Here is a 14863-nt window from a genome sequence, read left to right on the forward strand (position 1 = left end):
ACGAAAAAAGCCGCCTCAGATTGAGGCGGCTTTTTTATTGTCTTTGTAGTTACTTAGTCTTCGGTCGCCGCCAACAGGCTCGCGTTTCCGCCAGAAGCTGTTGTGTCGATACACAGATGACGCTCCAGCTGATAGCGCTCAGGCTGGTTGCGTTCCATGATCAGCTGCATCAAGGCACCTTCACGCTCAGCCAGCTCAGCTTTCATCTCTTTCAGCTCTTGGTCAGAGTGGTTTGCTGCAATGGCATCAACACACTGAAGCTCCTTCAGAGCGCCCACAGCCAGATTGCCTTCCAGCGCGACGATTGGAGCAGAAAGTGAACGCAGCTTCACAGCCAGTTTTTCTGCACCTTGTCCAACAGCAATCACCCCGTTGCCAGCTGCCAGTGCCAGAACCACCTGATGCTTCAGGCTTTCAGTGTCTGGCCCAAGGCACAGCACGATGCCACGTGGAGCAGAGTAAAGGCGGTTGGATTCACCGGTCGGTCCAGGCATGTCGTGTGCATGATCGGCTGCAATCCGGTTCAGTAGGCCTGTTTCCTTCTCAAACAAGGTTGCCAGCTCGGTGTAACGACCAAAGTTGCCTTCCCAGGTGCTGGTGCGTAATGCCCCTCTCGCCTTGAAGATATCCTCGGCAGTAACAGTCTTGTTCAGGTCCACGCTGGCCGCTGCTGAGGTGTCAGCAAGACGGAAACGTGCCACATAGTGAGGACCACCCGCTTTCGGGCCAGTGCCGGAAAGACCTTCACCACCAAACGGCTGAGACCCAACAATCGCACCAATCTGGTTTCGGTTTACATAAAGGTTGCCCACCTTCACACGCTCAACGATGTGCTGAACACGACTATCAACGCGGGTGTGCAGACCAAAGGTAAGGCCAAAGCCCTTGGAGTTGATTGCATCAATAGTCTGATCGATCTCTTCCGCCTTGAAAGTCGCGATATGCAGAACAGGACCGAAGATCTCTTCATCTAGCTCTTCAATGCCTTCCAGCTTGATCAGAGTTGGTGCAACGAAGTGACCTTTTGCTGGAACCTTCAGCTCTTTGAGAACACGGCCTTTTTCAGCCCATTTCTTACAGTGATCAGCAATCTTCTTCTGCGCAGCAGCGTCGATCACAGGACCAACGTCAGTCGACAGTGCGATTGGGTTACCAACTTCCAGCTCAGCCATCGCACCGAACAGCATTTCTTTGAAATCATCAAAGATGTCTTCCTGCACGTAGAGCATACGCAGAGCAGAACAACGCTGACCAGCACTCTGGAAACTGGAAGCAATCACATCACGAACCGCCTGCTCTGGCAGAGCAGTGGAGTCCACGATCATCGCGTTCAAACCACCAGTCTCAGCAATCAGTGGCGCAGACGGAGCAAGCGCTTTCGCCATGGAACGGTTGATGTGCTGCGCTGTGCCGGTGGAACCGGTAAAGCAAACACCAGCCACACGGCTGTCGGATGTCAGCGCTGCACCCACTTCTCCAGCACCTGGCAGAAGCTGAAGGGCCTCTACAGGAATACCTGCTTTATGCATCAGGCCAACAGCAAAGGTCGCGATCAGCGGTGTCTGTGGCGCTGGCTTTGCCAGAACCGGGTTGCCAGCTGCAAGAGCCGCAAAGATCTGGCCAGAGAAGATCGCCAGCGGGAAGTTCCACGGAGAGATACAGGTGATCGGACCGCGTTGCTGTCCTTTACCATCACGCTCATCCAAACGGATTGCTTCATTCGCGTAATAGCGAGCAAAGTCAACGGCTTCGCGCAGCTCGTTGATGGCATCCATGTAGGTTTTGCCAGCTTCACGGGTCAGCAGAGCGAAAATCTCAGAGGCGTTCTCTTCGAACAGATCTGCTGCTTTACGCAGAATAACCGCACGATCACCCGCACTTTTGTCTGACCATTCGGCACAGCCATGATGGGCTGTTGTCAGAGCCGCTTCAATCTGTTCAGGGGTCGCAGTTGCCACACTACCAACGATGTCGCGTAGATCAGACGGGTTCTTGACCTGCACAGCCTCAGCATTCTTGACAGAAGTGGCAATAACCGGATGACCTTCCCACTTGGTCGCGGAGAATGACTTCAGGCTTTCAACATACTCAGCTTCCTGACGTGGATCACTCAGATCCCAACCCTTCGCGTTCTTACGTCCAACACCAAATAGCGCTGGCGGCAGAGGGATCTTGGAGTTGGCAACGTCTTCACCAAACTTCTCGATATGCGCCAGTGGATCCTGCGCAATCGCCTGTGGTGTCACGTTTTCATCGCGGATCTGGTGAACGAAGGAGCTGTTCGCACCGTTTTCCAGCAGACGACGCACCAGATAAGCCAGTAGGTCTTTGTGCGCACCAACTGGAGCATAGATGCGGCAGTTGGAACCGTGCTTCTTCATGGTGCGCTCATGCAGCGCTTCGCCCATACCATGCAGACGCTGGAACTCATAGGAGCTCAGCGGCAGGTTCTTCGCCAGTTCCAGAATAGTCGCAACACTGTGCGCGTTGTGGGTCGCAAACTGCGGATAGATCCGGTCAGTCATGCCCAGCAGTTTCTCAGCACAAGCAGTGTAGGAGATGTCAGTCGAAACCTTACGAGTGAAGACCGGGTAGCCGTCAATACCAAGGGTCTGAGCGCGTTTGATCTCGCTGTCCCAGTAAGCACCCTTCACCAGACGAACCATGATTTTACGATCATACTTCTCTGCAACTGCGTAGAGCCATTCGATGACGTGAATTGCACGCGGGCCGAATGCCTGTACTACGACGCCGAAACCATCCCAGCCTTCAGTTGCCGGATCAGCCAGCAGCGCCTCAATCACGTCGAGAGAAATGTCCAGACGGTCAGCTTCTTCCGCATCAATGTTGAAGCCCATATTGGAGGACTTCGCCAGCATAATCAGAGAAAGCGTGCGAGGAACCAGTTCCTTCATTACGCGCTCACGCTTCGCAAACTCATAGCGAGGATGCAGAGCAGAGAGCTTGACGGAGATGCCCGGATTGTCGCGAATGCTGGAATGCACGCAGTTGCTTGCCAGCGCAGAAATCGCCTTGGAGTAAGACAGGTGGTAACGCTTGGCATCGGCTTCAGTTCGGGCTGCCTCTCCAAGCATATCGTAGGAGTACGTGAAGCCCTGACCTTCTTCAGCACGCGCATTGCGCATGGCTTCACGAATGGTGCGGCCCAGAACGAACTGGCGCCCCAGTTCCTTCATCGCCTGTGCAACAGCGGTACGAACCACAGGCTCGCCAAGGCGCTTCACAACACCGCGAATGGTGCCGACAAGCCCCTGATCATCTGGAGCAAGAACCTTACCAGTCAACAGCAGCGCCCAGGTGGATGCATTGATCAGAGTGGAAGCAGACTGACCCAAGTGCTCTCCCCAGGCACTCGGAGTGATCTTGTCTGCAATCAGAGCATCAATGGTCTGAGCGTCAGGAACACGAAGCAGCGCTTCGGCGAGGCACATCAGTGCAATGCCTTCCTGGGTTGAGAGGCCATACTCGCCGAGGAAACTCTCCATGATGGTTGGAGATGTATTCGCACGCAAATCCGAGATCAAATCTGCTGCTTTGTCAGAAGCGCGCTTACGTGCAGCTTCATCCATTTCCAGCGAAGAAATGAGCTCCTGGACCACCTGATTTTCATCAGGAAGATAGTTATCTCTGATTTTGTTGCGGATGTTCTCCGGCGCAGTCTCTGAACCCATGCCGTGCTCCCTACTATTAAATACCTATTGGGCTGACATTAGCAAAATACCTATAGGGATGTTTCCTGTATTTTTTGATGGTAAAGACTATTTGACTTTGATATTCAGTCGTCATGGTCGTTATGAATATAAAAATGGCATATCATGGAGAAATTGGACGATTTTGATCGTAAAATTCTGGAAGAATTACAGAAATGCGGTCGCATCACCGTTACTGACCTTGCGAAAAAGGTAGGGCTATCCAAAACCCCCTGCCAGATCCGCATGAAGAAATTGGAGGATGCAGGGTATATTCTGGGGTATCGGGCAGAGGTGGATCACACCAAATTGGGGGCAGGGCATATCGCATTTGTGCAGGTCAAGCTCAATGACACCCGCTCAAGGTCGCTGGAAGCCTTTAATGCGGCCGCGCGTGAAATCCCGGAAATCGAAGAATGCCACATGATTGCAAGTGGGTTCGATTATCTCCTGAAGGTTCGCACCAGAGATATCGGAAGCTACCGTCGTATCCTTGGTGAGAAACTCTCCGAAATGCCTTATGTTGCGCAGACTTCTACGTTTGTTTGCATGGAACAGGTCAAAGATCGCCCGTTCTAGTCAACACTGCGCTGCATGTAGTTGGCTCCGGGCCCATAGGCCATCAGCTTTTCTTTAAGTGCGTCCTCATAGATGGCTCTGAAATCACGCGCCTGCCAGAACTCGTTGGCCGTATCCAACGCCACTAGTGCGAACTTGTTGATGTAAAGGCTGCGCGCCACCTGACTAAGCTGCGCCAGAATAGCTCGTGCAGCTCCTATACCCTGCGCCGCAGGCAGTAGTGCTATATCGTGGATGTAATAGACTTCCGCTGAAAAGGGCAGAGAACCCAGCAAACTGGAGAGCGGCGGAATACTGCGGTTCTCCCACGGATGCGAGATGATGTAGCCCAGTATGGCGTCTTGCTCATTCCGCCTCAGCACGTAACAGCCCTGCGGAAACAGCCGCACACGCTCCCGAATGCAGTCGATATCCTCAGGCAGATGCGGATAGGTCTGCTGCATGATCTGATCAATTTCGGGCAGATCATCTTCCGTCATCGTGTGCCAGCTGTAATTCTTCATGTGCGCTGTAAATCTCTTTAATCAGTCTTTTTGCTCTTCATCAGGCAGCACAATACGCTCAGGTTTCTGGTCTGTCATCGTCAACATGCGCCACCCCATCACGGCAAACACAATTGTCAGGATCGGGCTGACAATGTTGAAGAAGGCAAACCCGGCAAACGCTAGTGTCGGTACCCCGAGAGTGGCAGCCATGTAGGCTCCGCAGCTGTTCCACGGAATGAGCGCAGAGGTCACCGTCGCACTGTCCCCGACAGCTCGGGAAAGAACCTCAGGACGCAGGCGCCGTTGTCGGAAGGATTTGCGATACATCCGGCCTGGGATCACAATCGCAATGTACTGATCTGCTGCCAGAATGTTCGTTGCAATGGCTGTTGTGACCAAGGACAATACCAGCGCTCCCGTGGTTTTTGCTGCATGTAGGATTGGCCCGATAATACGGTCCAGAATACCAGCTTTCTCAACCACTCCGCCAAAGGCGAGAGCCGTCATGATCAACCAGATGGTCGTCAGCATGTTGCCCATCCCACCACGGCTCAACAAGGCATCAATCGAGGGATCACCCGTCACACTCACATAGCCGTTGGACATGGCAATCCAGACGCCTTTGATCATGACCAGCCAATAAGGAAGGTCCACAGATGAGGCCAGACTCACCACTTTGCCCGGGTCCATGATCACGGCAAAAAGGCCACCGGCAAGAGCACCGATGAAGATGGTTGTAAACGGCGGATACCGGATCATCGCCAGTCCCAGCACCAATACCAGAGGTAAGAAGTTGAGCAGCGTGATGTCATAGTGCTGCTCAATACTGGATAGAGTGCCTTGCGCAACAAAGTCTCCGGGCTCCCCCAACCACCAGAACAACGCAAGTGCAATGGTCAGGGCAGGAACAGAGGTCCAGAGGTTTTCCTTGATGTGAATGTAAAGGTTAGATCCTGCCGCAGCCGTAGCGAGGTTAGTGGCATCGGAAAGGGGCGAGGATTTATCGCCAAAATAAGCACCAGAAAGGATGGCCCCGGCGGTAATTGCAGGATCAAGGCCCATCTTCGTTGAGATGCCCATCAGGCCGATGCCAATAGTGCCTGCAACAGTCCACGAACTACCAATACTGACGGAAACAAGTGCACAGATGATGACTGTGGTGAAGTAAAAATAGTTTGGGCTAAGCAGCTGCAGCCCATAATAAACCATCGCCATGATGGTACCGGACATCGCCCAAGTTCCAATCAGCGATCCCACCGCGAACAGAATAAAAATCGCATGAAGACCTGTGCTGACACTCTCAACAACAGCATCCTTCAGTTCATCAAAACTGAACCCATGAAACAGCGCAACAAACGTTGCGATTAACGCACAAAACAGCAGGGCAATCTGGTTTGGGCCGGAAGAGGCCTCGTCTCCAAACAGGTAGTAGGACAACGCTAGCAGAACAATGAGCGAGGCAACGGGAATGATCGCTCCGATGAGAGACATTTTTCTGGAATATGGAGCTGGCGCATTGGCCATAAGCTGTTCGTCCTTTGTGTTCTTGTTTTTCTTACGGGCACAATCACGCCCAAGGACAATCAAATGAGTTCAATGGCAAACGAACCCCGAAGCTTATGCCGCTCCGGGGCTCAGGTCTCAATAAAACTTGGTGTCACCAGCATCCACGCTGATTGAGGTTCCTTTGTTGCCAGCAATCGCTTGTGGAACTTCAGAAAGAGTGCAGATCACTGCTTTCTTGCCGGTTTGGCGAGCAAATGTCTGCGCTGCTTCCACTTTCGGTCCCATAGAACCTGCTGCAAAGCCATAGGCATCCAAGGCATCAGGAGAAGCAGATTTGATTGCACGCTGGCTGGGAGTACCCCAATCCAGATAAACCGCGTCGGCATCTGTCGCCATAATGTAGACGTCTGCTTCGATCTCCTTGGCAAGCAAGCCAGAACAGCGATCTTTGTCGATCACGCATTCCACGCCAACGAGCTTTTTCTCCTCGTTGTACATAGTCGGAATGCCACCACCGCCAGCGGCAATGACAAGCACGTCATGATCCAGCAACCACTTGATGGGTCGGATCTCGAAGATGTGCTTCGGCAACGGGCTAGGCACGACACGACGCCACTTATCGCCGTCCTCACGAATAGACCAGCCTTTCTCCTCGGCAAGCTTCTCAGCGTCCTCCTTGGAGTAGAGCGGACCAATGGGTTTGGTCGGGTCTTTGAAGGCTGGATCGTTTGGATCGACCTCAACCTGTGTGAGAATGGTAGCGAATGGTTTTTCAAATGGCAGAAGGTTTCCCAGTTCCTGCTCAATCATGTAACCAATCATCCCAACTGTTTCTGCGCCCAACACATCAAGCGGATAGGGTTCTACATGCTCGTAAGCGGCACCCTGCAGGGCCAATAAGCCAACCTGAGGGCCGTTGCCGTGTGTGATCACCACTTCATGACCATCATCATAAAGCGGTGCCAGAGCTTCAGCGGCAATACGCGCATTTTTACGTTGGTTTTCGGCAGTCATTGCTTCTCCACGCCGGAGAAGCGCATTCCCACCAAGAGCGACGACAACACGCATTATCGACCTCCAATCGTCGCAACCATGATGGCCTTAATGGTGTGAAGCCGGTTTTCTGCTTGCTCAAAGGCTAGATTGCGATCGGATTCAAAGACGTCTTCAGTCACTTCCATTTCCGAGATACCGAACTTCTGGAAGATTTCTTCGCCAACCTTGGTCTCGCGATTGTGGAACGCTGGCAGACAATGCATGAAGAAGGTGTTGGCGTTACCTGTACCTTCAATCAGAGCCTTGTTGACTTGATAATCGCGGAGCAATTTGATCCGGCTTTCCCAAACATCAGGTGGCTCACCCATGGAAACCCAAACATCGGTATGGATGAAGTCGACACCTTCAGTACCAGCCTTCGGATCATCTGTGATGGTAATGCGTGCACCATACCGCTTTGCGTTGGCCTCAGCGGCCTTCACAACATGTGGCTCAGGATACAGCTCTTTCGGAGCGATAATACGGACATCGCATCCACACAGAGCGCCAAGCATCAGCAGGGAATTGCCCATGTTGTTGCGGGCATCGCCCATGTAAGCAAATGAGATTTCATGCAGAGACTTGGATGTATGCTCGGTCATCGTCAGCATGTCTGCCAGCATCTGCGTTGGGTGCCAGTCGTCGGTCAAACCGTTGTAGACAGGTACACCAGCATAGTCTGCCAGTGTCTCAACAGCCTTTTGGCCAGAACCGCGAAACTCGATCGCATCAAACATACGCCCTAGCACCCGAGCAGTGTCCTTCATGGACTCCTTATGCCCGATCTGCGAACCCGATGGATCAAGATAGGTGACGTGTGCGCCCTGATCATGTGCGGCAACTTCAAATGCACAGCGGGTTCGGGTCGAGGTTTTTTCAAAGATCAGGCAGATGTTTTTGCCCACAAGGGTCTGCCGTTCAGTTCCGGAGTATTTGGCTCGCTTGAGATCCCGGGCAAGATCCAACATGTAAAGCACTTCGCGTTGGCTGAAGTCCTTTAGCTTGAGGTAACTGCGACCTTTCAGATTGAAAGCCATTTTCCTTACGCTCCATCTCTTGGATGTTTTTATTGTTCAACGGAGATTGAAAACTCTAGAAGTCCACGGGTTCTCGAATGGTCGGACAGGTCATGCAGTGGCCACCACCGCGACCGCGACCCAACTCTGAACCATCAATGGCAATCACCTCCACACCCGCTCTTTGAAGCTTGGAGTTTGTGTAGGTGTTCCGGCGATAACCAACCACAACGCCGGGCTCGATGCAGACAACGTTGTTGCCATCATCCCATTGCTCGCGTTCCTGGTCATAAGCGTTGCCACCTGTAGTCACCACATGCAGCTTCTGAATGCCAAGCGCATTAGCGACGACATCGAACAGATGACCTTCATCCTGCCGGTAATCAACGTTCTCTGGCTTATCGCCTGGACGGATGGAGAAGCAGATGATTTCATCGCAAACACCAGAGAAAGCAGTTGCTTTATCGCGGTCCAGAAGAGTGAACACCGTATCCAGATGCATCGCTGCACGGCTCTTTGGCATCTGACAGGCAATGACGCGGGTAGCCGCATGGTTGCGGAAGAGAGCTCGGGCCACCTGACCCACAGCCTGCGGTGTCGTACGTTCACCCATGCCGATCAAAACAACCCCGTTGCCAATCGGCATAACGTCACCGCCTTCTACGGTAGATTCATGGAAGTTCTCATCCGGATCACCCCACCAGAAATTCACCTTGCCTTTGAAGTGAGGATGGAACTTGTAGATCGCAGTGGTCAGAAGAGTTTCATTCTGCCGAGCCTGCCAGAACATTGGGTTCAGTGTCACGCCATTGTAGATCCAGCAGGTTGTATCACGAGTGAACAGCGTGTTGGGCAGAGGTGGAATGACAAAATCATTTGCATCCAGATAGCTGCCAAACACCCCGGTTGGCTTGAAGCCTAATTCTCCACGTGCAATGCCGCCGATCAGGTGGTCGGCAAGAAACTTCTCGTGCTGCTCATACAGCCAGGCCCTTAAATCTTCGGCCATGCCATAACCAACGCGGTTATGGGTGATCCGACGCTCCAGCACCCACTTGCGGGCTTCCGGATCTTCAAGCGTTTCTTTGAGGAGATTGTGCATCTCCAGCACATTCACACCGCGTTCTTCCATTCTGAGGCAGAAATCGTAGTGGTGCTTTTGTGCCTCGCGAACCCAGATCACATCATCAAACAACAATTCCTGACAGTTGCCGGGCGTAAGGCGCATGTGCGCAAGCCCGGGACGGCAAACCATCACTTCTTTCAATTTGCCAACTTCCGAATGAACACCAAATTCAGTCATGTTGCAGACTCCGTTCCAGAATTCTTATGTTTTGCGAGATAGCTATCTCGTTGTTTGGTTCAGAGGTGTATTGTGTCGTAGAGGCGAGCTAAGCGGATGCTCGCCTCCAGTTAGTCCGTCGTTCTAAACGGCCAATGACAGTGCCAGTGAGATCAGGATGAACAGGATGATCACGAGCGGAATGGCGAACCTGAGCCACTTGTCGTAAGGCACGCGTCCAATCGCCAGGCCACCCATCACAACGGCAAAGGTTGGGTTGAACAGGTTCAGAAGACCGCTGGCAGACTGGAAGGCTGTGACCACATACTCAGCTCCCACGTTGGAGAAGCCTGCGAGTGGTGCCATGATTGGCATGGAAAGCACAGCCAGGCCGGAAGACGAAGGTACGAAGAACGAGAGCACCAGCTCCAGCCAGAACATCACGTTGATGAAGGCAACCTTGCTGAGGCCGCTGACAGCCTGCTCAGACCAGTAAAGGATCGTATCTGTAATAGACCCTGCATCCATCACCACCACGATACCGCGGGCCACGCCGATGATCAGCGCAACACCAAGCAAATCACGTGCACCATCAAGAAAGTTGTCGACAAACTCATGCTCACCCTGCCGTGCGACAATACCCACGAGGATCGAAGCAGCGAGGAACAGGGCGGCCATCTCACCCATCCACCAACCAAGCACTGCAACACCATAGATCAACAGACCAAAGGTGATGACAAAGATTGCCATGATCCAACCGTGCTTTGCGGTGAACTCGGGAATGTCGTCAGTCGAAACGCCCTGCAGGAAGTGCTTTTCGTTATCTTCCTTCATCTCGGCAACGAGGGAAGTAGAATGATCTGCTTTCACCTTGGCGGCATACCGCATCACCCAGGCGACACAGACCAGCCAGCCAACGATGAGAATGAGGAAACGCAGGCCAATACCGTCGGTAAACGGAACACCCGCTGCGTTGGAGGCAATCACTGTTGCGAACGGATTGATGGTCGACCCAAGTGTTCCAATCCCGGCACCAAGCATGATCACGGCAACGCCGGTCATCGAGTCATAACCAGCTCGGATCATCACAGGAATGATGAGGGCATAGAACGCCAGGCTTTCCTCCGCCATCCCATAAATCGTGCCCCCAGCTGCGAAGAAAGCCATCAATATGGGGATCATAAGGTTCTCTCGTCCCTTTAATCCCGTCATGATCTTGGCAATGCCTGCATCGATTGCCCCTGTACGCGTGACCACCATCAGGAAGCCGCCGATCACAAGAACAAAAACAGCCACATCAATTGCATTCGCGGTGTAGGAAACCGGGTCATACAATCCGGCAATCGGTGCCATGAAAACTTCAACCGGACCTTGCGGATTGGCTTCCACCAGATGGTAGGTACCGGGAACCGGAACTTCCTTATCAAGCACTGGATTAATGACACGATCGTACTTGCCTGCGGGAACGAACCAGGTTGCAATTGCAACGAGAATGATGAGAGCAAATAGAATTGTAAACGCGGTAGGAAACTTGAACTTCGACATTTGTTTTTCCGCTTAGTTATTTGTCGAATGTAATCATGCTGCCGCTACCTAATATCTATGTAGATACTTGCGTCAACTGATGTTCAGTTTCTTGATTAAAGGGTGTCGCAAACAAAATATTGCGCTACGTTGGGCTGCTTTTAAGTAAAGTATATAAGATTATTGGTCGTGATCTATTAGAAGTGTAAATATCAACCCTTGATAGGGCTGCGGAAGACATCGCAAATCATTCGCTAACACTGTGTGTAGCGTGGCCAATCCATAAAACTCAGCACTGCAGTAGGTTAAACTTTGGAAAATGCGCTCAGAGAAAACTCAGGAGCATGCAAACTAGTTTTTCCGGATCGTAATAAGGAACCGAATGGGTACTCGTCAGATCAGCCCCAATCAGTGAAATTCCCTGCGCTTCCAGCTCCGCCCAGTCAAACTCGGCGGCATGCCTCTCATCCGTGACAACAAAGTTGAGCAGCTTGTCTGTCGGTGTGTCTTCCCCTGCATCTGCACGTAGGTGCTTTAGCAGCGCATCCACCGTCTCATTCGGGCTCATTCCAAACTGCTCAGGATCATTGCCAAGGTTGGGCACATAAACTTTTGGGTTTGGGCTGCGAGCAATGGACTTGCCCACGCCCTTGGGCAGCAGGTTCGCAATCAGGCTGCTGTGAAAACTGCCCGGTGGATAGCAAATCATGTCCGCAGTCTCAATGAGATGCTGCTTTTTCGGCGACACCTCAATCTCCACCGGATCGCCGCCAGCTAAGGAACGCGTCAGATAAGTCCGTTTGATCTTGCTGGCAATCGGAGCAGTCTCCTTGCCAGTCATATTGTGCTGCCCGACGATGATCTCGCCAGAATCCAGCTCCACCGCGAGGTGCAGACGCGCGTCCACGGTCGCCAGCACTGTGCCAAGCGTATTCACCAGCTTGGAGAACAGAAAGATGATTGGATCAAGCTTCTGGTTGTTGTTCAGATATCCGCCAGCAAGGATTAGGTTGCCAATGCTTGCCCCACGCAGATCAAAATCAGACGGCATTGCATCATGGAAGAATGCCAGCTGATGCCGAATGAGACGGCGCATAGGGTTGGGCACCCGCGCAATCAGCTGATCATGCCCTTCCAGAAGGTCCACCAGTTCGCCATGTAACTCATCAAGTGAGGCAGTCTTTGGAAAGCGATGAGTGAAAAGGCGATAGATCTCAGATTGCCCAAGCACACTCTCGTCCGCCAGTGCGATCAATCGTGAGCGCAGATCACCAATTGCGGGCATACCAAACGCATGGCGAAGAACAGCAGAACTCCCACCGCTGTCAAACGGTGTCATCAAGTGGATCGAGTTATGCGTGTATTGCTTGAGAGCACGGGCAGTGGGATTAAGTGCGCTTCCGCCACTGAAGAACAGCAGGGCAGGGCCAAGCTCCGGCAGACGCTTATAGCGACTGATGCGAACAGGATCCGGAAGTGTGAGACCGCGTGTAACACTAAACTGCTGCATAAACGAACTTGCCCGACTGCGAGAATTCAATCCCTCTTACCATAAGAGATCTATTAGATCGGTTTACGGCTAAATTGTAGATTCAGCCTGACTAAATCAGAAGCATCCCCAACGATCTATCATGAACTCAATAATCTTTAATGCCTCTAAGAAGCATTAAAGTATTTCCCACATTAGATATATCAGTGATTCAGTAAAATCTCTGTCAAATCAAAAATGAATATTCGCTGCTCATGAACCAGAGAGAAGAAAATAAGAGAAAACACCTGTAGTTCTTGTGGGTTTGGTGGGTATTCTTAGTATCTGTATTTGACACCAGCAAATTCAGAGGATGTAAAGCTCTGGAAATAATAAAAATAGAGAGAATAGCATGAGTTCGCAGGCCCAGCCCGTTGCTCAAACACAAGCTCAAGACGCGTTTAAATCCATTCCAAAAGCATTTATGGAATCCGTCGAACGCCTTGCCGATAAACCGGCATATTTCGTGCGCGGTGAAACTGGATGGGACGCAACGAGTTGGACCGAATATGGCGAGCAAGTGCGCAATGCTGCAAAAGCTCTCCTAGCGCTGGGCGTAAACCCTGGCGATGCTGTTTGTATTCTGAGCTACAACCGTCCTGAATGGACGATCATGGACGTCGCTGCCATGATGATTGGGGCGGTTCCTACAGGCATCTACTGGACAGCAGCTGCACCGGAAATCAACTACATCCTGCGTCACTCTCAAGGCCGCATCCTGCTTGCTGAAACCAAAGCCCAGCTGAAAGGCATTGGTGAGCAGTCAGAGAACATGCGCCATTTGCGCAAGGTGATCCGTCTGGATGGACGCGTAGAAAACCCAGATCAGTACACCTGGGCAAGCTTCATGTCTCTGGGTGAAAACAGCCCGGGACTGGATGCAGAGCTGGACCAGCGTCTCAACGATATTGCAGCCGAAGACATCGCGCTCCAGATCTACACTTCCGGCACAACTGGCCTACCGAAAGCGGTTCAGATCAGCCACCGTGCAATCCGAGCTGAATCTGATGCGCTGAACTTGGCTTTCAAACCAACCCCGGCAGACCGCTATATCTCCTATCTGCCAATGGCGCACATTGCAGAACAGTGTGGCACCATCATTCAGGCATGTGACACTGGCTATCCCGTCTATTACGCCAAGTCGGTCACCAGCCTTGGCGAACACCTGCCGGAAGTCCGCCCGACTGTAACCTTCGGTGTTCCTCGGATTTTCGAGAAGATCCATGAGAAGGTCGAGAAACAGCTGAACAAGGAAAAGGGCTTCAAGGGTAAGCTCATCCAATGGTCGCTGCAAACCAGTAAGGATTGGTACGGCCAGACCCTCAACGGTAAATCTGCTGGCTTGATGCTTAACCTCAAGAAGAAGGTCGCGAACCGCCTTGTGCTTGATAAGATCAAGCACAAAATTGGCCTCGACAAGATGCGCATGTTCGTGAGTGGGGGAGCACCAGTCTCCAAGCGTGTCTTGGAAGCCTTCACCGGTTTGGACATCGTAATCCGTGAAGTCTACGGCCAATCAGAAAACTGTGGCGGTGCGACCATCAATATCATTGGTTCAACCCGTCTGGGCTCTGTCGGTAAACCGATGGAAGGCGTTACAATCAAGATTGCGGCAGATGGTGAGATCCTCTGTAAAGCAGGCACAAACTTCTCCGGCTATGCGCACGACCCAGCATCCACCGATGAGGCGCTGCGTGACGGTTGGCTCTACAGTGGCGATATCGGTTATCTCGATAAAGACGGCTACCTGTTCATCACGGGTCGCAAAAAAGAGATCATCATCACCTCAGGCGGCAAGAACATCTCCCCGGCATTGCTGGAGCAAGATCTCATGGAACTGCCGATGGTGGAATACGCTGTTGTTGCAGGAAACAACCAGACCTTCCTAAGTGCTCTGATTACAATCGATGGCGTGATGGCACAGCGATTTGCGATAGAAAACAACATCAAACTGGAAGATGTTCTGAAATCTGATCAGCTGCGCAGTGTCATTCAGGCAGGCATCAACAAAGTGAATGCACGCCACTCACGTGTAGAACGTATCCGCAAGTTTGAAATTCTGCCGGACGGCTTCTCGATCCAGACAGGTGAGCTGACACCAACCCTCAAGATCCGTCGTGCTAAGGTACTGAACAACCACGCTGATGCGCTGGAAAACATCTACAAGCACGACGCTTAATGTAGCTTCTGATGTCAGA

General features: G+C 52.1%; 10 protein-coding genes. 2 read left to right on the forward strand and 8 right to left on the reverse strand.

Going from position 1 to position 14863, the window contains the following annotated elements; genetic code table 11:
* Positions 1–53 precede the first annotated feature (53 nt).
* On the reverse strand, positions 54–3692 hold the full coding sequence (gene putA / locus PSE_RS06315) for a bifunctional proline dehydrogenase/L-glutamate gamma-semialdehyde dehydrogenase PutA (RefSeq protein WP_014284096.1): 3639 nt from the start codon (positions 3690–3692) through the stop codon (positions 54–56).
* A gap of 144 nt (positions 3693–3836) precedes the next feature.
* Here putA and PSE_RS06320 point away from each other — a divergent pair, with 144 nt between their 5' ends.
* Positions 3837–4289: an Lrp/AsnC family transcriptional regulator gene (locus PSE_RS06320; protein ID WP_008552722.1), complete on the forward strand. Its 453-nt coding sequence runs from the start codon at positions 3837–3839 to the stop codon at positions 4287–4289.
* On the opposite strand, the gene PSE_RS06325 is transcribed toward PSE_RS06320, so the two are convergent.
* The 7 genes from PSE_RS06325 to PSE_RS06355 all read right to left on the reverse strand — a co-directional run bounded on the left by PSE_RS06325 (position 4286) and on the right by PSE_RS06355 (position 12647).
* Positions 4286–4792, reverse strand: a complete 507-nt coding sequence (locus tag PSE_RS06325) for a GNAT family N-acetyltransferase (RefSeq protein WP_014284097.1) — start codon at positions 4790–4792, stop codon at positions 4286–4288. The two genes, PSE_RS06320 and PSE_RS06325, sit on opposite strands and share 4 nt — an antisense overlap.
* A gap of 21 nt (positions 4793–4813) precedes the next feature.
* Complete coding sequence (nhaC, locus tag PSE_RS06330; RefSeq protein ID WP_008552791.1) at positions 4814–6298, reverse strand: Na+/H+ antiporter NhaC; 1485 nt, start codon at positions 6296–6298, stop codon at positions 4814–4816.
* Between the two features lie 117 nt (positions 6299–6415).
* Positions 6416–7348 (reverse strand): carbamate kinase, encoded by a 933-nt coding sequence (gene arcC, locus PSE_RS06335; RefSeq protein ID WP_014284099.1) that lies wholly within the window; start codon positions 7346–7348, stop codon positions 6416–6418.
* The gene (argF, locus tag PSE_RS06340) at positions 7348–8352 is read right to left on the reverse strand and encodes an ornithine carbamoyltransferase (protein WP_008552688.1); all 1005 of its coding nucleotides are present in this window, start codon (positions 8350–8352) and stop codon (positions 7348–7350) included. Before argF ends, arcC begins: the two co-directional genes overlap by 1 nt.
* A 55-nt stretch (positions 8353–8407) precedes the next feature.
* Positions 8408–9634, reverse strand: a complete 1227-nt coding sequence (gene arcA, locus PSE_RS06345; protein ID WP_014284100.1) for an arginine deiminase — start codon at positions 9632–9634, stop codon at positions 8408–8410.
* Between the two features lie 123 nt (positions 9635–9757).
* A complete protein-coding gene (locus tag PSE_RS06350; RefSeq protein ID WP_014284101.1) occupies positions 9758–11158 on the reverse strand; it encodes a YfcC family protein in 1401 nt (466 codons plus the stop codon).
* A 304-nt stretch (positions 11159–11462) separates the two neighbouring features.
* Positions 11463–12647, reverse strand: a complete 1185-nt coding sequence (locus PSE_RS06355; RefSeq protein ID WP_014284102.1) for a GAK system CofD-like protein — start codon at positions 12645–12647, stop codon at positions 11463–11465.
* A 370-nt stretch (positions 12648–13017) separates the two neighbouring features.
* Between PSE_RS06355 and PSE_RS06360 the strand changes: the two genes are divergently transcribed.
* The gene (locus PSE_RS06360) at positions 13018–14844 is read left to right on the forward strand and encodes a long-chain fatty acid--CoA ligase (RefSeq protein WP_014284103.1); all 1827 of its coding nucleotides are present in this window, start codon (positions 13018–13020) and stop codon (positions 14842–14844) included.
* Positions 14845–14863: the final 19 nt, after the last annotated feature.

Source organism: Pseudovibrio sp. FO-BEG1, assembly GCF_000236645.1.
GTDB lineage: Bacteria > Pseudomonadota > Alphaproteobacteria > Rhizobiales > Stappiaceae > Pseudovibrio.

Coding starts and splice junctions, on each gene's coding strand:
- putA (WP_014284096.1), bottom strand. CDS start 3,692: ATGGGTTCAGAGACTGCGCCGGAGAACATCCGCAACAAAATCAGAGAT.
- PSE_RS06320 (WP_008552722.1), top strand. CDS start 3,837: ATGGAGAAATTGGACGATTTTGATCGTAAAATTCTGGAAGAATTACAG.
- PSE_RS06325 (WP_014284097.1), bottom strand. CDS start 4,792: ATGAAGAATTACAGCTGGCACACGATGACGGAAGATGATCTGCCCGAA.
- nhaC (WP_008552791.1), bottom strand. CDS start 6,298: ATGGCCAATGCGCCAGCTCCATATTCCAGAAAAATGTCTCTCATCGGA.
- arcC (WP_014284099.1), bottom strand. CDS start 7,348: ATGCGTGTTGTCGTCGCTCTTGGTGGGAATGCGCTTCTCCGGCGTGGA.
- argF (WP_008552688.1), bottom strand. CDS start 8,352: ATGGCTTTCAATCTGAAAGGTCGCAGTTACCTCAAGCTAAAGGACTTC.
- arcA (WP_014284100.1), bottom strand. CDS start 9,634: ATGACTGAATTTGGTGTTCATTCGGAAGTTGGCAAATTGAAAGAAGTG.
- PSE_RS06350 (WP_014284101.1), bottom strand. CDS start 11,158: ATGTCGAAGTTCAAGTTTCCTACCGCGTTTACAATTCTATTTGCTCTC.
- PSE_RS06355 (WP_014284102.1), bottom strand. CDS start 12,647: ATGCAGCAGTTTAGTGTTACACGCGGTCTCACACTTCCGGATCCTGTT.
- PSE_RS06360 (WP_014284103.1), top strand. CDS start 13,018: ATGAGTTCGCAGGCCCAGCCCGTTGCTCAAACACAAGCTCAAGACGCG.